Raw genomic sequence first — 18,366 nt, 5'->3', positions numbered from 1 at the left:
TGAACTGAAAGAAAGGGATTGCAAGTTTCTATCTTTTGATTCAGACTGACAATCCCTTTCTTTATAGGTAAATTTTTATTGTTTATTTGGTAAAAATCAATCTTAACGGTTTTTCCTCAAGCTTAAAGAAGGGTACTTGTGACAGGATTAATATAACTCCAGAAGATACCCGTTTAGAGTTTTGATTGATGTAATCTCTGGTGACTACTTTTTCTGTAAGCAATTTGTTAATTGCCATTTTGAAAGTCTCTATATTAATTCGTCCGTCATTTCCTTTAGAAGTAATTCTGCTTATTCCACTCCAATCAACGTCAGTAATTTGGTTGATTCCTCGGGAGTTATGTAGTGTTTTCCCTTTTAATGGAAAAATGTACTTTTCCCAGATATTATCAAAACTGTATTCTTCTAAGAGTTCTTCTTTCTGGGTATTGACAGTTCGGACTTGGGGCTTGGGTATATCTGTGTGGGCTTGAATTATCAATATCTCAATGCCCAATTTCGATGCGACTTCTTTTGCATCAGGCATTACCTCACCATCAGTCGCTAAAATAGCCTTTGTACAGTCGAAGTATTCTTTGGCACCCTGTAGCTCCATAATCATTTGCCGGTTTACTTTTCTTGTAGAATTGCCATACATTTTGGCTTGAATAGCTATCTTTTCATGCTCTTTGTAAGCAAATACATCAATTCCGTAATCTCCGCTTTGAGGGGTCAACTCAATCTTATATCCTTGTTCTTTAAAATAATTTCCAACGTATTCTTCATATTCTCTTGGGGTCATATCTAAACGCTTTTTATGATTAATCATATTGAAATCATTCAATCTTATTTTTAGTCTGCTATGAAGTCATACAAATCCGGGTCCTCTTGCATCAGGTCGTACTCCGTTGGTTCGGCGTCCGCGGGATTGATGCCTTCGTCGCCATCCATAGTCATGTTGGGACGGTTCCAGAGGTCGGATTCTGTGTAGGAAGGCGGGGACGAACCTTGCCGGGGACAAGGCGATGCTTTCCCTTGGCGAAGAGGGGCACTGCGCGAAGAGGAAACTTCCGGTGGAAAATTAACACTGTCTGTCGGTATCTCGCGGCGGCATTGCTTGCCCAATCCGATGAGTACTGCGGCAACGATGGAATAGCCTAGAAACTTTTTGATTTTGGTAGTCATGGTTGGTATCGGTTTAACTGGTGCATTAGGAATTTCTTTGCAAAGCCGCTTCGTAAATGTTACGTATCCGTTCGCGCAGGTGCTGGGGACGGATGACTTCCAGTGAGCGGCTGCGCGAGAGCAGTTCCATTACGAAATCGTTGGTGATGCGCAGGTGCAGGGCGATGCGGAACTCTTCGGGCGTGTCGGCCAGTACCACTTGCGAATGGTGCAGGGGGACGGATTTGAGGAATTTACCGTCCAAGGCATCGTAACGCAGTTCGATATCTTCGACGGGGATGTCTGCCTGGTCCCAGATGCCGTAGCAATCGCGGAAGAGGGCCTGTATGTCTATCGAAGTGTTGCGCCGGAAATGCTCGTTGTCCAGCACATGCAGGTCGCGGATACGGTCCACGCCAAAGGTTTTTAGCGTGTTGTCCTCGTAGGCCAGGAGATACCAGCGTTGGTTGGACTCCTTCAGGAAGTGCGGTAGGACTTTCTTTTCCACCAGCCGGTCATCGTGCCGCACCAGCGTGTATTGGAATGTGACGGGATGCGAGTGTTTGATGGCACCGATTAGCGCGGCCAGCCATTCGCTGTGCAGCGGGCGGTGATGCTCAGGCAGGACGTATGAAGCCAGCGTGCTGTCGCCCTCCAGGGCGTTCAGCAGGTCGAAGTTCAGCAAGAGCTCTTCGTAGCGGTTCCACTCCAGTTCGTCTTCTTCAACAATGTGGTAGCCCCCGTGTTCGTGCTTTATCCGGATGCCGAACAGGGAGGCGATGCCTTGCAGGTCGCGTTGCAGGGTGCGCAGGTTGACACCCGTATAGCCCCGCTCCTCCATGCGGAGAGTGACATAGCGCTCCAGTTCTTCCACGGGGATATAGGAACGGCTTTCTTTCAGTTTATTGACGATGACCAGCATCCGTTGCAGGCCTTCCAATCGTTTGCCCATAGGTATAGTGTTTTTCGTTATACTTTTTCGCAAAGATAAGGGGAGCGGACGACAAAACGTGTCGTTTGAAGATAAAAAGACAAGGTATAATCCCGGGATAATGGGTCTGGGGTGAAAAAACGCCGGGCGGGGGGAACTTTCCGTCCGGCGTATAAGTTTGTAAGATGTGAGTGAAGAAATATAGTTCCCCTGTTTATTTTATGTTTAAGCGTCGATGTTGGCGTAGGTGGCGTTCTTTTCGATGAACTCGCGGCGCGGGCCTACATCTTCGCCCATCAGCATGGAGAAGATATAGTCTGTAGCGGCAGCGTTCTCGATAGTTACCTGCTTTAGCATACGGTTTTCGGGGTCCATGGTTGTTTCCCACAATTGTTGGGGATTCATTTCACCCAGACCTTTATAGCGTTGCGTGTGGATGGCATTTTCCGAGCCTCCGCCATAGGTGTCAATGAAGCGTTGGCGTTGCTGGTCGTTCCAGCAGTATTCCGAGACTTTTCCTTTGGTGCAACGGTAGAGCGGCGGGGTGGCGATGTACAGGTATCCTTGTTCGATGAGTTGCGGGAAGTAGCGGAAGAACAGCGTCATGATGAGTGTGTCGATGTGTGAGCCATCGACGTCGGCATCGGTCATGATAATAATCTTCTTGTAGCGCAGCTTGTCGATGTTGGCTTCTTTGCTTTCATCTCCGTTCACGCCAAAGCGGATGCCGAGGGCCTGTATGATGTTGTTCACTTCGTCGCTTTCGAAAGCTTTGTGCCACATGGCTTTTTCAACGTTCAGTATCTTACCGCGCAGGGGCAGGATGGCTTGGAACATGCGGTTTCTGCCTTGCTTGGCCGAGCCGCCTGCCGAGTCTCCTTCGACCAGGAACAGTTCACATTCGTCCGGGTCTTTGCTGGAGCAGTCGGCCAGTTTGCCGGGCAGTCCGCCTCCGCTCATGGGCGACTTGCGTTGTACCGATTCGCGGGCTTTGCGGGCGGCTACGCGTGCGGTGGCTGCCAGCAATACTTTGTCTACGATGAGTTTAGCCTCTTTCGGATGCTCTTCCAAGTAGTTGGTCAGAGCTTCGCCCACGGCTTGGTTGACGGCGCCGCTCACTTCGTTGTTGCCCAGTTTGGTTTTGGTCTGCCCTTCGAACTGGGGTTCAGCTACTTTGACGGAGATGACGGCAATCAGCCCTTCGCGGAAGTCTTCGCCGCTGATTTCTACTTTGGCTTTCTCCAAGGCTTTGGCGCAGTTGTCGTCGGCATACTTCTTCAGCACGCGGGTCAGTGCGGCGCGGAAGCCTGCCTCGTGTGTGCCGCCTTCTTTGGTGTTGATGTTGTTGACGTAAGAGTGAAGGTTTTCGCGGTAGCCCGTGTTATACATGATGGCACATTCAATGGGGACGCCGGCTTTTTCGGTGTTCAGGTAGATGACGTCGTTGAACAGCGGCGTGTTGTTGCTGTTCAGGTAGCGTACAAATTCTTTCACTCCTTCTTCCGAATGGAACTGTTCGGTCACGGGGTTTCCTTCGTCGTCCGTTTGCCGCATGTCCGTCAGGGTGATGCGTATGCCTTTGTTCAGGTAAGCCAGTTCACGGAGACGGTTTTCGAGCGTGCTGAATTTGTATTCGGTGACGGTGAAGATGCTGCCGTCGGGCCAGAAAGTCTGCTTGGTGCCCGTCTGGCCGGGTTCGCACGTCCCTACTTCCTTGACGGGGTAAAGGGGTTTGCCGCAGGCGTATTCCTGTTGGTAGATTTTACCGTTGCGAAAGACTTGCGTGGTCATGTGGGTAGAAAGTGCGTTGACGCACGATACGCCCACGCCGTGCAATCCGCCGGACACTTTGTAGGAGCCTTTGTCGAACTTGCCGCCTGCGTGCAGCACGGTCATGACGACTTCCAGGGCCGATTTCTTTTCCTTCTCATGGAAGTCGACGGGGATGCCTCGGCCGTTGTCCTGGACGGTGATGGAGTTGTCGGCGTTGATGGTTACTTCGATGTGGTCGCAATAGCCTGCCATGGCTTCGTCGATGGAGTTGTCCACCACTTCGTAGACCAGGTGGTGCAGGCCGTTTTCACTGATGTCGCCGATATACATGGCGGGACGTTTGCGCACGGCCTCCAGGCCTTCGAGCACCTGGATGTTGCTGGCCGAGTAGTTGTTCTCGCCCATTATCTTTTCTTCTGCTGTCATACTAAAACCTATTTTCCAAATAACAGGCAAAAGTAGTGAAAATCTCCGGAATAACCGCGTGAAAGGGTGTTATAAATTCCTTTTCTGACTGGCTTTCGGGGCTTGGAGAGGCAAAGGACGCTGAGGGGGAACAAAAAAAGGTTGAACCCTCTGTATGGAGTCCAACCTGCTATTTATTATGTAGTTGTACAGCTCTTTGCTTACGCCAGCTTGTTGATGTGCAGAGCCAGCTTCGATTTCAGGTTGTTAGCCTTGTTCCGGTGGATAACGTTCTTCTTGGCTAACTTGTCCAACATCTTGGCTACGCCCGGATACATGGCAACAGCCGCATCCTTCTCGCTTGTTGCGCGGAGTTTCCTCACAGCGTTACGCATGGTCTTTGCATAGTATCTGTTGTGAAGCTTTCTCTTCTCTTCTTGTCTGATTCTTTTCAGTGATGATTTGTGATTTGCCATCTCGACTAATCTTTTAATTTCGTTTACCTTTTATGTTTTTTGTAGCCCCTGGGGGAATCGAACCCCCCTTTCAAGAATGAAAATCTTGCGTCCTAACCGATAGACGAAGGGGCCGGCCTTTGGGAACCTTTCGGTTCGTGCAAACCTGTTTTCCTTCGTTTGCGGGTGCAAAGATAGATACTATTTTTGAATTGGCAAAACATTCGGAAGAAATTTTTCTGTCGGATGCTGTTTTTTCACGGATGGGATGTGGGGAACGGGGTGTTTGGGAGGGCTGAAGGGGGCTTTATTATCAGGCACTTGCTTCTTCCGGACCGGAGGCGCGGCTGGTGCTCGGAAAAGCCGTGGCTTGTGTTCGGAAGAGGCATGCCTCTGTTTCGGTGTGGGGCCGACGGGACGATGCGGCATCTTTCTGCACCGTCTGTCGTGCGAATGCCTGTTATTTTTTGTAGCTTTGCCTGCTGAAAAACGAAAGGATACGGTTATGTGGCAAAAGACATGCGGCATTGTGCTGCGCACGGTGAAGTATAAGGATACGGGCGTGATGGCTACCGTGTACACGGAGTCGGGAGGGCGGACGTCGTTTGCGGTGTCTGTGCCGCAACGGGGGCGCAAGTCGGGTGCGCGGGGGGCTTTGTTGCAGCCATTGGCTTTGCTGGAGATGGAGGCTGACTTCCGCCCCACGGCGTCGGTGCACCGGCTGAAGGACGTGAAGCTGTTGCATCCTTTCTCGTCGTTGCCGTTCGACCCCCGCAAGGCGGCCATCGCCCTGTTTCTGGCCGAGTTCCTTTATCACGCCTTGCGCGAGGAGGCCGAGAACCGCCCTTTGTTTGCCTACCTGCGACATTCGTTGCTGTGGCTCGATGCGTGCGAGGCCGATTTCTCCAATTTCCACCTGGTCTTCCTGATGCGTCTGTCACGTTTCCTGGGGCTTTATCCCAACCTGGAGCACTATCGCGCGGGCGATTATTTCGATTTGCGGGCGGCCTGCTTCACACCCGTGCGCCCTTCTGCCCACGCCGACTGCCTGCCGCCGGCCGAGGCGAGCCATCTGGCCCGACTGATGCGCATGAACTACGATACCATGCGCTTCTTCCGCCTGAGCCGTGCCGAGCGGGCGCGCTGCCTGGAAGTCATCCTGTCTTACTACCGTCTGCATGTGCCCGCTTTCCCTGTGCTCAAGTCGCCGGAGGTGCTGAAGGAGCTGTTCGACTGAATCCCGTCTGAAAAAACATCCCCACGGAAGAACCTCTGTTCAGGCTCTTTCGTGGGGATGTCTCTTTTAGCGTCCGTCTCCGGGCATCAGCCCAGCAGCTCTTTCACCTTGGCGGAGATGGCGCGCCCTTCGGCACGTCCGGCCAACTGCTTGGTGGCCACGCCCATCACCTTGCCCATGTCCTTGCCGCTCGTGGCTCCCGTCTGGGCGATGATGTCGCGCAGGGCGGCTTCCAGCTCTTCGGGCGTCATCTGTTGGGGCAGGTAGCGTTCCATCACTTTCACCTGGGCCAGCTCTTCGTCGGCCAGGTCTTGGCGGCCCTGCTGCACGTAGATGGCGGCGGCGTCCTTGCCCTGTTTGGACAGCTTCTGTATGAGCTTCAGGGCGTCGGCATCGCTCAGAGTGTCGTTTGCTCCGGGAGCCGTCTTTGCTTCCAGGAATACTTTCTTGATGTTTCTCAGAGTTTCGAGGGCCACTTTGTCCTTGGCCTTCATGGCGCTTTTAATGTCTTCGCTGACTTTGTCAAATAAATCCATGATCTGTTGAATGAAGAATAAAGAAATTAAAATACAATGAGTCCCTCTTCTCCTCCCGCCGAGGGCGTGGCGGCTTCGGCTTGCTGCATGTCTTGCTCGGCCTTGGCGCGGATGTTGTTCAAGGCAATCTTCGTGCGGCGGTAAGTGGGTGAGTTTTCCACCATGCCCACGAGGTCGTCGTTGTCCAAGTCTTCGGGGTTGAAGAGGTATATTTGGCGGTGGCGTCCGGGACGGTATTTGCCGTGGGCGTCCTTGCCGTAGTAGTCATCCCGTCGTGCGGCCAGTTCGGCTTCTCTTTTCTGTTCCTCCAGGCTCCGTTGCTCCAGTCGGTCGTCCATCTCTTTCATGTGGATGTCCTGGATGCCGAATCCGGTGGCCAGCAGAGTGATTTTCACCTGTTCTCCCAGTGCTGGGTCTTCGGCCATGCCGAACTTGGTTTCGAAGTCGCGGTTGAACTGGTTCATGAAGTCTTTCACCTCGTCCATTTCGCTCATCATCAGTTCGTGGTCGGGGCTGTAGGCAATGTTGAGCAGTACCTTTTGGGAGTTGAAGATGTCGTTGTTATTCAGCAGCGGCGAGTGCTTGGCGTTCTCGATGGCCTTGCTTACGCGGTTCTCTCCCTCGCCGTACCCCGTGCTCATGATGGCCACGCCTCCGTCCTTCATGACCGTCTTGACGTCGTTGAAGTCCAGGTTAATGATGCCGCGCATGGTGATGATTTCGGCGATGCTCTTGGCAGCCACCAGCAAGGTGTCGTTGGCCTTGGCGAAGGCGTTCTTCACGGAGAGGTCGGGATAGATTTCCCCGAGCTTTTCGTTGTTGATGACCAAGAGGGCGTCCACGTTCTTGCTGATTTCCTCCACCCCGTCCAGGGCCTGGTCAATCTTCTTGTCCCCTTCCCAGCGGAACGGTATGGTGACGATGCCCACCGTCAGTATGTCCATCTCTTTGGTGATGCGGGCGATGGTGGGGGCGGCTCCGGTGCCGGTGCCTCCGCCCATGCCGGCGGTGATGAACACCATCTTCGTGCCGTCGTTCAGCATCTCCTTCACTTCTTCGATGCTTTCTTCGGTGGCTTCTTTGGCCTTGCTGGGGCGGTTGCCGGCTCCGAGGCCTTCGTGCCCCAGTTGCAGTTTGACGGGCACGGGCGATTCTTCCAGTGCCTTGCGGTCCGTGTTGCACACCACGAATGTCACTTCATGGATGCCCTCGCGGTACATGTGGTTGACGGCGTTGCCGCCGCCTCCTCCTACGCCGATGACTTTAATGATCTTTGGTGAGTCGGTTGGGAAGTCGAATTGTACTCTGTCGTCCATATTGTTTCTTGATAATTCGTTATACGTTCGGTTCAATGCTTGCGGTCGTCCATGGAGTCACTGCTGTCTTCAATCATTTCTTTCTGAATGTTGTCGAACAGGCTTCGGAACCATGTTTTCTTTTCTTGTTTGCCCGTTTTCGTCTCTTCCTTCTGACTTTGGGATGTGGTGCTGCCTGTCTTGTGTCCTTTGCTGTTTTCCGCATCGGCGGGCTTCTGTTCTTCAGGCTTCTGGACGACTTCTACGTCGAGGTCCAGCGAGCCTTGTTCGGGTTCGGGCGAGGGTTTGGGCTTTTCGGGCACGCAGCAGTTCTCGGTGCCGGCCTCCAGCAGTCCCAGCAGGGTGTTCTGCCGTCCGTCTTCCGGCAGGCGTTCTCCTTGCACGGCTTCTTGTATGGAGTGGGCGGTACGTACCTTTTCCGTGTGGCTCAGGCTTCGGAAGAGCGTTTCTGTGTTGGTCAGGTTGGCGTTGCCTCCGGTGAGGACGATGCCGGAGAAGAGTTCGTTTTCGTAGCCCGACAGTTGAATCTGGTTCCAGGCGTTGGCCAGTATTTCTTCGGCCCGTGCTCCTACGATGTCGTTCAGTTCGCGCAGTTTCACGCTACGTCCGTCGTCCAGCAGGCAAGTGGCGGGCGTTGCGTTTTCGTCTTCGGCTTCCTGGTAGAAGGCGTCTCCGTAGTGCAGTTTCAGTTGTTCGGCTTCGGTTTCTTCTATCTTCAGGTTGGCGAGGTCGTGCGTGATGTTGTTTCCTCCCAGTGGCAGGACGCTGAGGTAGCGCAGGATGTTGTTCTTGTAGACCTGGACTGTGGTGGTTGCGGCTCCCAGGTCGACCAGGGCGCAGCCGGCGCGCATTTCGTTCTCGGACAGGACGGCGTGGGCCAGGGCGGTGGGAGCCACGAGCAGGTCGGCTATTTTGACGCCGGCTTTCTCGAAGCTCTGCTCCAGGTTTTTCTTGAGCGACTGGCGTGCGATGAGGTTGAGGTATCTGCCGGTGATGCGTTGGCCTGCCACTCCGACGGGGTCTGTGTGGAGGGTGTTGTCAATCTTGTATTCTTGCGGGGCGACGTCCAGTACGCACATGTCGGCCAGCGGCAAGTCGCGGTTCTCGTCGCACAGTTGGTCGACCAGTTCGCTGGATATAATGTTTTCTTCGTCCAGCGTGCGGCTGACTTGGTTTTCTACCGTGCGCAGTGATTGTCCTCCGATGCCGGCGTAGACCTTGGCGATGGAGTGTTGCATTTGCCCTTCCAGGCGTGCGATGATGCAGCGTATGGCATGGGCGGCCTTGTCGATGTTGTACACAAGTCCTTTGCGCACGAAGGCGGCCGAGTCTTCGCAGGCGTAGGCCAGGACTTCGATGCTTCCGTCGCTATGCTTTCGTCCGGCGATGCCGGCGATGTGTGACGAACCCAGCTCGATGGCTGCGATAAAGTCTGTTGTTGCCATAGTTATAGTTGTTATAGTTGTTTATTGTTTTCTTTTGTTTTTGTCCTATTGGGCTGTTGCTTGTCGTGCGTGGCGGCCGTGGCTGTTGTCCGGAAGAGGCGCGGCTGTTGTCCGCAAGAGCCTGGCCTGTCATGCACTGGCCTCTGGAGCGGGTCTCAGGGGCGTATGGTTTGTCTTATTCCCGGCGGGTGCAGATGATTTGGTTGTCGAACTCAACGTTAATACGCGAGTATTTGTTCCATCCCACTTGGCTCAGGGCTTTTTCGTAGAACAGTTTCACCCGTTGCAGTTTGTTCCGGTAGTGCTTCAGTTTGCCCAGGTAGATGAGGTGGTCGCCTACGCGGGGAACCAGTTCTACGGTACGGTCTGCCAGTACGTGTATCTGTTCCGTTTGTGCGTTCCAGAAGTCGTTTTCTTGCAAGAAGAGACCGAAGGGATACAGCTCTCGGGCGGCAAATTCTTTGCTGACATGGCCGGTCACCACTGCCAGATGAGCCGTGCACTTGGTGCTGGTGGGCATTTCGTGGCCTTTGTTGTCGATGTAGTAGTCTTCCCCGTTGTCGCTCATGATGCGCAAGATGGGGATGCGCTGTATTACTTCGACGCAGACCTTGCCGCCCGGGGTCTTGTAGCACTCGGCGGCATCAATCAGCGTATGTTTGTCCAGGGCTGCTTCCATCTGCTGCGTGTTCACCTCGTCCAGCTTTTTGCCTACGGGGTTCAGGCCTTCTTTGTCCAGCAGCGACAGCAGCTCTTGGCTGGTGATGAAGCTGGCGTTCAGGCTGTCTTTGATAAGCAGTTCCAGCCCGGTGCACACCTGTCCGGCCGCCCGGCGGTTGAAAGCCGTGATGGCCAGCAGCAGGTAGCCGGCGGCCAGCGTGGTGCAGAGGATGATCAGAATCTTCTTGAACATGGTTTTCTCTTTATCCTTTGGCTGCGAGCTTTTGTGCGATGTCGGCCGCATAGTTGTCCAGATCGCCGGCTCCCAGTATGATTAATACTTCGATGTCTTCTAGCCCTACAAGCTCGGCTACTTCGTCTTTGCGGCAAAGGCGTTTCTCGATGCCCGGTCGCAGCAGGTTATATATAAGGAGGCTGCTGATGCCGGGAATGGGCGCTTCGCGTGCCGGATAGATGTCGGTCAGTATCACTTCGTCGGCCAGCGAGAGGCTTTCGGCAAATTCCCGGTAGAAGTCGCGGGTGCGCGTGTAGAGGTGCGGCTGGAAGGCTACGGTTATCTTTCGCCCTTTGTAGAGTTCGCGGACCGAGCGGATGCTCTGCGCAATCTCCGCCGGGTGGTGGGCATAGTCGCTCAGCACGGCCGAATGGTCGGTCTTCAGCTTAAAGTCGAAACGTCGCTCCACGCCTTGGAATGTCTCCATGCCCCGTTTGATTTCCTCGTCCGTCGCCCCCGACAGGTGCGCCAGCGCCATGGCTGCCACGCCGTTCTCAATATTGATGCTGACGGGCACGCCCAGGCGGATGCCCTTGATGCGTGTCCGGGGCGCCACGAAGTCCAGCGTAATCTCTCCGCCGCCGATACGGATGTTCTTAGCGTGGAAGTCGCCTTCGTCCCGGCTGTATGTATAGACGGTCACCCCGTCCTGCACCTCGGGTTGCAAGGCCAGTCCCCGGTGGATAATCAGCGCCCCCCCCGGGCGGATAAGGGTCGTGTAGTGGCGGAAACTCTCCAGATAGGCTTCGCGTGTGCCGTAGATGTCCAGGTGGTCCGGGTCGGTGGCTGTGATGACGCTCATCCACGGGGACAGCCAGTGGAACGAGCGGTCGAACTCGTCAGCTTCGATTACCGTGTAAGGGCTGGTTTGCGAGAGCAGCAAGTTGGTGCCGTAGTTCTTGGAAATCCCCCCTAAGAAGGCAGTGCAGCCTACGTGCGACTGGTGCAACAGGTGGGCGGCCATCGTGCTGGTCGTGGTCTTTCCGTGCGTGCCTGCCACACACAGCCCCTTGCTGCTGCGGGTAATCAGGCCAAGCACCTGCGCCCGCTTGTGTATCTCGAATCCTTGTGTACGGAACCACGTCAGTTCGGCATGAGTCTGGGGCACGGCGGGCGTGTAGACCACCAGCGTCGACTGCGGGTCGCGGCAGTTGGCAGGAATCAAGTCGGTGTTCTCTTCGTAGTGTATGTCGGCTCCTTCTTCCACCAGCCGGGCCGTCAGCTCGCTGGGCGTGCGGTCGTAGCCTGCGACGTGTTTCCCCCGCGAGAGGAAATAACGGATGAGGGCGCTCATGCCGATGCCCCCGGCTCCGACGAAGTAAACAGATTTTATGCTTTCGATGTTCATTTTGTTCTTGTTTAGTGAATCAGTTTCAAGACTTCTTTTGCAATGACAGCCGCCGAGTCGGGCAAGGCCAGCCGCAAGATGTTCCGCCTCAGTCCGTCCAGCTTTCCGTCGTCGGCCACGGTCTGCAAGGCCGTATCCAGCAAGATGGCAGGCGCATCGGCATCTTTCACGTAGAGGGCGGCATCTTTCTCGACCAGCGCCAGCGCGTTCTTGGTCTGGTGGTCTTCGGCCACGTTGGGAGAAGGTACCAAGATAACCGGCTTGCCCAGCAGACAGAACTCCGAGATAGAGCCAGCCCCGGCGCGTGACACCACCAGGTCGGCTGCGGCGTAGGCCATCGGCATTTCCCGGATGAAGTCGGATACGAACAGGTTGGGCATCTCCGGCACCCGGGTGCCTTCCACCGCCCGGCCTGTGAATTTCCCGATGGCTGCCTTGACTTCTTCAATATAAATCTTGCCCGTTTGCCAGATGAACTGTACGTCGGGATGCGATGCGATGGTGCCCAGTCCGGCTTCCATGGTGCGGTTCAGCGTGCGGGCTCCCAAGCTTCCTCCCAGAACGAGCACCGTTTTCTTCTGCGGGTCCAGGCCGAAATGTGCCGCCGCTTCGGGACGGCCGATGTGCGTGTCCAGCAGGTTCTGGCGTACCGGATTGCCCGTCAGAATAATCTTTTCGGCGGGGAAGAATCGTTCCATGCCGTCGTAGGCCACACAAATCTTGGCCGCCTGCCGAGCCAACAGCTTGTTGGTCACTCCTGCGTACGAGTTCTGCTCTTGTATCAGGGTGGGGATGCCCATCAGGGCGCACACCTTCAGCATGGGCCCGCTGGCATAGCCGCCCACGCCCACGGCCACCTGGGGCCGGAACTGCTTGACGATGCGCCGGGCTTTGCACTGGCTGCGCAGCAACTTAACAACGACGGCCACGTTCTTCCAAAGACGCTTGCGGTCGAATCCCGCCACGGGCAGACCTACGATGCGGTAGCCCGCGTCTGGCACACGTTGCATCTCCATGCGCCCTTCCGCTCCCACGAACAAGATTTCCGCTTGGGGGCACAGCTCCTTCAGAGCATTGGCGATGGCGATGGCCGGGAAAATATGCCCTCCAGTACCTCCGCCGCTGATGATGATGCGGGGCGAGGCTTTGTCTGTACGTATGTCTTTCGTGTCCATAATGCTAATTTTATATCGTTTATATTCTATACCAATTCATCGTCATTGTTCAGCGAAGGGGCACTGGGCTCGGCCGGAGCCTGCACGTCCTGTGTCTCGACCTGCTCCGCCTGGGCAGCAGCGGCTGCTTCTTCGGCTTCACGGAGTTGCTGCTGTTCGATGTTGTAGCGGCTTACACTGAGGATGAGCCCGATGTACACACAGTTGATAATGGTGGACGTTCCGCCTCGGCTGATCAGTGGCAACGGTTGTCCGGTGACGGGGGCCAGCCCCACGGCCACCATCATGTTGAACATGGCCTGTGTGACCAGTATGAGTCCAATGCCTAACACCAGAAAGGCCGGAAATGTTCGTTCGCACTTGTTGGCGATGCGCCAGCAACGGATGAGCAGCCACAAGTAAAGAAAGACCACGAACCCGCCGCCCAGCAGCCCCAGCTCTTCAATGATGATGGCGAAGATGAAGTCCGAGTAGGCTTGGCTCAGGAAGTCGCGTTGCACCGAGTTGCCCGGGCCTTTGCCAAGGATGCCGCTGGTGGCCACGGCGATTCGTGCGTGCCCCACCTGTGCGTTGTCACTGATATTGTATTTCGAGGGAGGCACTTCTTCGCTGGATACGAAGTCTGCTATGCGCCCTTTGACTGTGGTGAAACGGTGGCCCAACGGAATTTTCTCCAGTGAACTGTCGGGCGTGACGAACAGGAAGCCTACGAACAGCAGTGCGGCGGCCAGCAGCAGAGCTCCCAGCGCCAGCAGCTTGCGTGCCTGTATGCGTCCGACAATCATCATCATGTAAACCACTATAAAGAGCAGCGCTGCGGTGGAGTAGTTTTCCGGCAGTATGAGCAGGCAAGTGATGCCTGCCACCCGAAGGATTTGCCAGAAGGCTTTGGGCGAGGCTCCTTTTTCGTTCTGTCCTCGGGACAGGTAGTAGGCGGTGGCGATGATGACCCCCATCTTGGCGAACTCGGATGGCTGGAAGGGGATGCCCAGCAGCTTGACCCAGCGGCCTGCCTCGTTGGTCTTCTCGATGACGAGCAGGCCGCCCAGGTGCAGGTTGTCAAAGACAAGCAGCAGTATCAGGAATATGCCGGCTAAGGGCAACAGAAGACGGGGCAGGAGCTGGAACCAACGGTAGGGGACGTTGTGGAAGAAGATAACCACTAAGGCCCCGCCGGCCAGGAAGCTCGCATGGCGCGTGATGGGCGCCCAGTGGTTGCCCGAGTCGTAAATCAGCGTGCTCGAAGCGCTGAACACTTCGACTACGGAGATCAGGCAAAGGCAGAGGAATATGATCCATACCACTTTGTCGCCCTTGAATATGTTGCGTAAAAGGTCCATTCTGATGAGGAATTACAATGCTCTGACATAACTCTTGAACTGGTCGCCACGGTCTTCGTAGCTCTTGAACAGGTCGAACGAGGCGCAGCAGGGGCTTAGCAGCACCGTGTCTCCGCGCTGTGCCAGCCGGTAGGCTGCGTTTACGGCGTCTTCCATTCCCGTTTGCACGTCTGCCGTGGGCAGGCCCAGAGGGTCGAAGAAGGCGTGCAGCTTCTCGTTGTGCAGTCCGAGGAAGACCAGGGCGCGGCACTTCTGGCGCACCAGTTCTTCGATTTCGCGGTAATCGTTTCCTTTGTCCTTGCCGCCCAGAATCAGCACGGTAGGCGTCTTCATGCTTTGGAGGGCATACCAGCAGGAGTTCACGTTGGTGGCTTTCGAGTCGTTGATGAAGCGCACGTCGCGCACGGTGGCCACGTACTCCAAGCGATGGGGCACTCCCTTGAAGTCGGACAGCGCCTTGCGGATGTCTTCCTTGGCGATGCCCGCCACGTTGGCCGAGATGCCGGCTGCCAGGGAGTTGTAGAGGTTGTGTACGCCGGTCAGGGCCAGTTCTTCCTGCTCCATGTTGAAGGCTATCGGCTCGTTTATCTTCACTTCGTCATCTTCCACGTAGGCGATGGCTCCGTCTTCTTTCACGGCCGAGAAGGGGTAGAGGTGTGCCCGGAGTCCGTGGCGTGCCAGCTCGCGGCGGATGATGGGGTCGTCGTTCCAGTAGATGAAGGCGTCTTCCGGCGTTTGGTTCTGTGTGATGCGGAACTTGGCGTCCACGTACTTCTGCATGCAGTGGTCGTAGCGGTCCAGGTGGTCGGGCGTGATGTTCATCAGCACGGCGATGTTGGCGCGGAAGCGGTACATGTTGTCCAGTTGGAACGAGCTGAGCTCGATGACGTAGTAGTCGAAGTTTTCCGTGGCTACTTGCAACGCAAGGCTTTTGCCGATATTGCCGGCCAGTCCCACGTTCATCCCCGCGCTCTTGAAGATGTGGTAGATGAGCGACGTGGTGGTTGTTTTGCCGTTGGAGCCGGTGACGCAAATCATCTTGGCATGGGTGTATCGTCCGGCAAACTCAATCTCGGAGATGATGGGCGTGCCCAGTTCCTTCAGTTTCCGGATGATGGGTGCATCGTTCGGTATGCCGGGGCTTTTCACCACCTCGTCGGCGTTCAGAATCTTGGCTTCCGTGTGTCCGTTTTCTTCCCATTCGATGCCGTATTGGTCCAGCAGGGCTTTGTATTTGTCCTTGATGGGTCCTTGGTCGGATACGAACGTGTCCAGTCCCTTCACCCGTGCCAGCACGGCTGCTCCGGCGCCGCTTTCTCCGGCACCCAGTATGACGATTCGTTTCTTCTTTTCGGTTTCCATGTCTTTTTCTTTTGTTTTTTTCATATCAGTTTCTATTCATTTCTCGTGGCCCTGCGGATGTGCTTTGTCTGTTGTCCGGACGAACGGCGCTTTCGGTTCGGAAGAGGCGCGCTTCTTGCGGACGACAGCCGGGCTTGTATTTCGTTTTCGTTTCCGTCATCTTATCTTCAGCGTGATGATGGTTATCGCTGCCAGCACGATGGTGACTATCCAGAAGCGGACGGTTATCTTGGACTCGTGGAACAGTTGGTCCGGCTTCGAGAAGACTACGCGGCATCCCGGCTCCACCTGCGACAGCGACGTGCGGAAGTGGTCGTGGATGGGCGTCCGCTTGAACAGCCGTTGCTTCCGTCCGCAGCGTTTGCCGGCCTTGTAGTAGACGCGCTGCAGGATGACCGACAGGTTCTCCACCAGGAACACGCCGCACAGGATGGGGATGAGCAGTTCCTTGTGGATGATGATGGCGAAGACGGCAATGATGCCCCCGATGGTCAGGCTGCCCGTGTCGCCCATGAACACTTGGGCGGGGTAGGCGTTGTACCACAGGAAGCCTATCAGTGCGCCGATGAAGGCGCAGATGAAGATAACCAGCTCTTCCGACCCGGGGATGAACATGATGTTCAGATAACCGGCGAACTCGATGTGGCTCGACACGTAGGCCAGTATGCCGAGGGTCAGCCCGATGATGGCCGAATTGCCCGCCGCCATGCCGTCCATGCCGTCGTTCAGGTTTGCCCCGTTGCTGACTGCTGTCACTACGAAGATGGTGACGAAGACAAACAGTATCCAGCCCGCCGTCTGGGCATGTTCGCCCAGAAAACCCATGATGTCGGCGTAGTCCAGGTTATTGCTTTTGAAGAACGGGATGGTGGTCTGCGTGGCCTTGATTTCTTTGGCTGCGTGCACCACTTCCATGCTGCCGTCTGTCTTCTCCAGTTCGATATTTTCGCGGATGACTACCTGGGGACTCAGGTAGAGCGTCAGCCCCACAATCAGTCCCAACCCCACCTGTCCGATAATCTTGAACTTGCCGTGCAGCCCTTCCTTGTCGCGCTTGAATATCTTGATGTAGTCGTCGGCAAACCCCAGGGAGCCGAGCCACACGGTGGTAATGAGCATCAGCAGCATGTAGATGTTGTCCAACCGCCCCAGCAGGAGGCAGGGAATCAGGATGGCCACAATGATGATGATTCCTCCCATGGATGGCACCCCCACCTTGTTCACTCCGAACGGGTCTATCTTGGCATCGCGCTGCGTTTCTGTAATTTGTTTCCGCTTGAGCAGGTGAATGAAACGGTCGCCCCAGATGCTCGAGATGAGCAGTGCCAGTATGACCGCCATCAGCGAGCGGAAAGACGTGTACGAGAACATCCCGGCACCGGGAAAGTCATATTGGTCGAGCCATTGGAATAAATAATACAGCATATCAGTCTTCAGTCCTCAGTGGTTAGTAGTCAGTTGTTCATAATCTTCTTCAGTTCCTCCCGGTCGTCGAAGTGGTGTTTCACGCCTTTTATCTCCTGATAGTCCTCGTGCCCCTTGCCTGCCACCAGGACGACGTCTCCCCGCTGTGCCAACATGCAGGCGGTGCGTATGGCTTCGCGGCGGTCGACGATGGACAGCGTCTTCTGCCGGTCTTCGGCGTTCAGTCCGCCCAGCATGTCGTCGATGATGGCCTGCGGCTCTTCGAAGCGCGGGTTGTCGCTGGTGATGATGAGGCGGTCGCTCAGCCGGGCAGCCTCTTTGGCCATCATGGGGCGTTTCCCCTTGTCGCGGTTGCCGCCGGCACCCACCACGGTGATGACCTTGCCGCGCCCTTCCAGCACGCCGTGGATGGCGTTCAGCACGTTCACCAGTGCGTCAGGCGTATGCGCGTAGTCGACAATGGCCGTATAGCCCTGCGGCGAGCGGATGGCTTCGAAACGCCCCGCCACGGGGTGTAGCGTGCTGAGGCCGATGAGCACCTGTTCGGGCTTCTGACCCAGCAGTACCGCTGCGCCGAACACGGCCAGGAGGTTGTAGGCATTGAACCGGCCGATGAAATGTACGGCCACTTCCTGACCGTTGAAGTCCAGCAACATGCCTTCGAAATGGCTCTCCAGGACACGGCCCTTGAAGTCGCAAAGGCTGCGCAAGGAGTAAGTCCGTACTTGCGAGCGTGTGTTCTGTACCATTACCATGCCGTTCTTATCATCCACGTTCACCAGACTGAAGGCGTTGCTCGGCATGTCGTCGAAAAACTTCTTCTTGGCACGCAGGTAGTTCTCCACCGTCTTGTGATAGTCCAGATGGTCGCGCGTCAGGTTGGTGAAGATGCCTCCCGCAAAGCGCAGGCCGCTGATGCGTTTCTGCGCGATGGCGTGCGAACTGACCTCCATGAACGCATACTGGCAGCCGGCGTCGGCCATTTGGCCCAGCAGGCGGTTCAGCGTGATGGGGTCGGGAGTGGTATGTTCCGTGGGCACGGCCTGGTCGTCTATGTAGTTGCAGACGGTCGAAATCAGGCCGGCCTTGTAGCCGAAGTAGCGGAACAGCCGGTAGAGCAGGGTGGCCGTCGTTGTCTTGCCGTTGGTACCCGTCACCCCCACCAGCTCCAGCTTCGACGTAGGGTCGCCGTAGAACAACGTGGCTATCCGGCCTACGGCCTCTTCGCTGTCTTTCACCACTACGTAGGTGACCTTCGGCGACACGTCTGCTGCCTGGCTGTTCTCGGGCAGTTTTTCACACACGATGGCACAGGCACCCTTCTCGATGGCTGCCGGGATGTAGGCGTGCCCGTCTGTCTGCGTGCCCCGCATGGCCATGAAAAGATGGCCTTTCTCTATCAGGCGCGAATCAATGTTCACACCCGTTATTTCGATGTCCGTGCTGCCGATGATTTCCGTCGGTTGCACCGTCTTTAGTAGCTCATTCAGTTTCATTATATATAATAATGTGTATTGGTT

Annotated in this window: 16 protein-coding genes and 1 tRNA gene; 1 reads left to right on the top strand and 16 read right to left on the bottom strand. The window is 55.7% G+C overall.

Annotated features, from left to right (window positions below):
* Positions 1-82: 82 nt before the first annotated feature.
* The 6 genes from M3090_RS03935 to M3090_RS03910 form a co-directional block, all read right to left on the bottom strand.
* Positions 83-781, bottom strand: a complete 699-nt coding sequence (locus M3090_RS03935; protein WP_249054090.1) for a restriction endonuclease — start codon at positions 779-781, stop codon at positions 83-85.
* 50 nt (positions 782-831) lie between these two features.
* The gene (locus M3090_RS03930) at positions 832-1,164 is read right to left on the bottom strand and encodes a hypothetical protein (RefSeq protein WP_249054089.1); all 333 of its coding nucleotides are present in this window, start codon (positions 1,162-1,164) and stop codon (positions 832-834) included.
* Positions 1,165-1,189: 25 nt separating this feature from the next.
* Positions 1,190-2,095: a helix-turn-helix transcriptional regulator gene (locus M3090_RS03925; protein WP_249054088.1), complete on the bottom strand. Its 906-nt coding sequence runs from the start codon at positions 2,093-2,095 to the stop codon at positions 1,190-1,192.
* A 204-nt stretch (positions 2,096-2,299) separates the two neighbouring features.
* Positions 2,300-4,273, bottom strand: coding sequence for a DNA topoisomerase (ATP-hydrolyzing) subunit B (gyrB, locus tag M3090_RS03920; protein WP_249054087.1), 1,974 nt, complete (start codon positions 4,271-4,273; stop codon positions 2,300-2,302).
* A 200-nt stretch (positions 4,274-4,473) separates the two neighbouring features.
* A complete protein-coding gene (gene rpsT / locus M3090_RS03915) occupies positions 4,474-4,728 on the bottom strand; it encodes a 30S ribosomal protein S20 (protein WP_249054086.1) in 255 nt (84 codons plus the stop codon).
* A gap of 42 nt (positions 4,729-4,770) precedes the next feature.
* A tRNA-Glu gene (locus tag M3090_RS03910) sits at positions 4,771-4,842 on the bottom strand.
* Positions 4,843-5,212: 370 nt separating this feature from the next.
* Here M3090_RS03910 and recO point away from each other — a divergent pair.
* Positions 5,213-5,944 carry a DNA repair protein RecO gene (gene recO, locus M3090_RS03905; protein ID WP_249054085.1) on the top strand — a complete coding sequence of 244 codons (732 nt, stop codon included), beginning with the start codon at positions 5,213-5,215 and terminating at the stop codon, positions 5,942-5,944.
* Positions 5,945-6,030: 86 nt separating this feature from the next.
* Here the strand turns inward: recO and M3090_RS03900 are convergent, their stop codons facing one another.
* From M3090_RS03900 to M3090_RS03855, 10 genes are all read right to left on the bottom strand, one after another.
* Positions 6,031-6,480: a GatB/YqeY domain-containing protein gene (locus tag M3090_RS03900; protein ID WP_249054084.1), complete on the bottom strand. Its 450-nt coding sequence runs from the start codon at positions 6,478-6,480 to the stop codon at positions 6,031-6,033.
* Positions 6,481-6,506: 26 nt separating this feature from the next.
* The gene (gene ftsZ / locus M3090_RS03895) at positions 6,507-7,796 is read right to left on the bottom strand and encodes a cell division protein FtsZ (protein WP_249054083.1); all 1,290 of its coding nucleotides are present in this window, start codon (positions 7,794-7,796) and stop codon (positions 6,507-6,509) included.
* 32 nt (positions 7,797-7,828) lie between these two features.
* The gene (ftsA, locus tag M3090_RS03890) at positions 7,829-9,241 is read right to left on the bottom strand and encodes a cell division protein FtsA (RefSeq protein ID WP_249054082.1); all 1,413 of its coding nucleotides are present in this window, start codon (positions 9,239-9,241) and stop codon (positions 7,829-7,831) included.
* 175 nt (positions 9,242-9,416) lie between these two features.
* Positions 9,417-10,154, bottom strand: a complete 738-nt coding sequence (locus M3090_RS03885) for a cell division protein FtsQ/DivIB (RefSeq protein ID WP_249054081.1) — start codon at positions 10,152-10,154, stop codon at positions 9,417-9,419.
* A 10-nt stretch (positions 10,155-10,164) separates the two neighbouring features.
* The gene (locus M3090_RS03880; RefSeq protein WP_249054080.1) at positions 10,165-11,544 is read right to left on the bottom strand and encodes a UDP-N-acetylmuramate--L-alanine ligase; all 1,380 of its coding nucleotides are present in this window, start codon (positions 11,542-11,544) and stop codon (positions 10,165-10,167) included.
* 11 nt (positions 11,545-11,555) lie between these two features.
* Positions 11,556-12,719, bottom strand: a complete 1,164-nt coding sequence (gene murG, locus M3090_RS03875) for an undecaprenyldiphospho-muramoylpentapeptide beta-N-acetylglucosaminyltransferase (protein ID WP_249054079.1) — start codon at positions 12,717-12,719, stop codon at positions 11,556-11,558.
* A gap of 26 nt (positions 12,720-12,745) precedes the next feature.
* The gene (locus M3090_RS03870; RefSeq protein ID WP_249054078.1) at positions 12,746-14,059 is read right to left on the bottom strand and encodes an FtsW/RodA/SpoVE family cell cycle protein; all 1,314 of its coding nucleotides are present in this window, start codon (positions 14,057-14,059) and stop codon (positions 12,746-12,748) included.
* A gap of 12 nt (positions 14,060-14,071) precedes the next feature.
* Positions 14,072-15,445: a UDP-N-acetylmuramoyl-L-alanine--D-glutamate ligase gene (gene murD, locus M3090_RS03865; protein ID WP_249054077.1), complete on the bottom strand. Its 1,374-nt coding sequence runs from the start codon at positions 15,443-15,445 to the stop codon at positions 14,072-14,074.
* Positions 15,446-15,577: 132 nt separating this feature from the next.
* Positions 15,578-16,846: a phospho-N-acetylmuramoyl-pentapeptide-transferase gene (gene mraY / locus M3090_RS03860; protein WP_249054076.1), complete on the bottom strand. Its 1,269-nt coding sequence runs from the start codon at positions 16,844-16,846 to the stop codon at positions 15,578-15,580.
* A gap of 29 nt (positions 16,847-16,875) precedes the next feature.
* A complete protein-coding gene (locus M3090_RS03855; protein ID WP_249054075.1) occupies positions 16,876-18,342 on the bottom strand; it encodes a UDP-N-acetylmuramoyl-L-alanyl-D-glutamate--2,6-diaminopimelate ligase in 1,467 nt (488 codons plus the stop codon).
* Positions 18,343-18,366: the final 24 nt, after the last annotated feature.

It is taken from the genome of Bacteroides sp. ET71, from assembly GCF_023336905.1.
Taxonomy (GTDB): domain Bacteria; phylum Bacteroidota; class Bacteroidia; order Bacteroidales; family Bacteroidaceae; genus Bacteroides.
The sequence above is the reverse complement of the archived record's forward strand: the minus strand, read 5'-3'. Positions and strand labels throughout refer to the sequence as shown.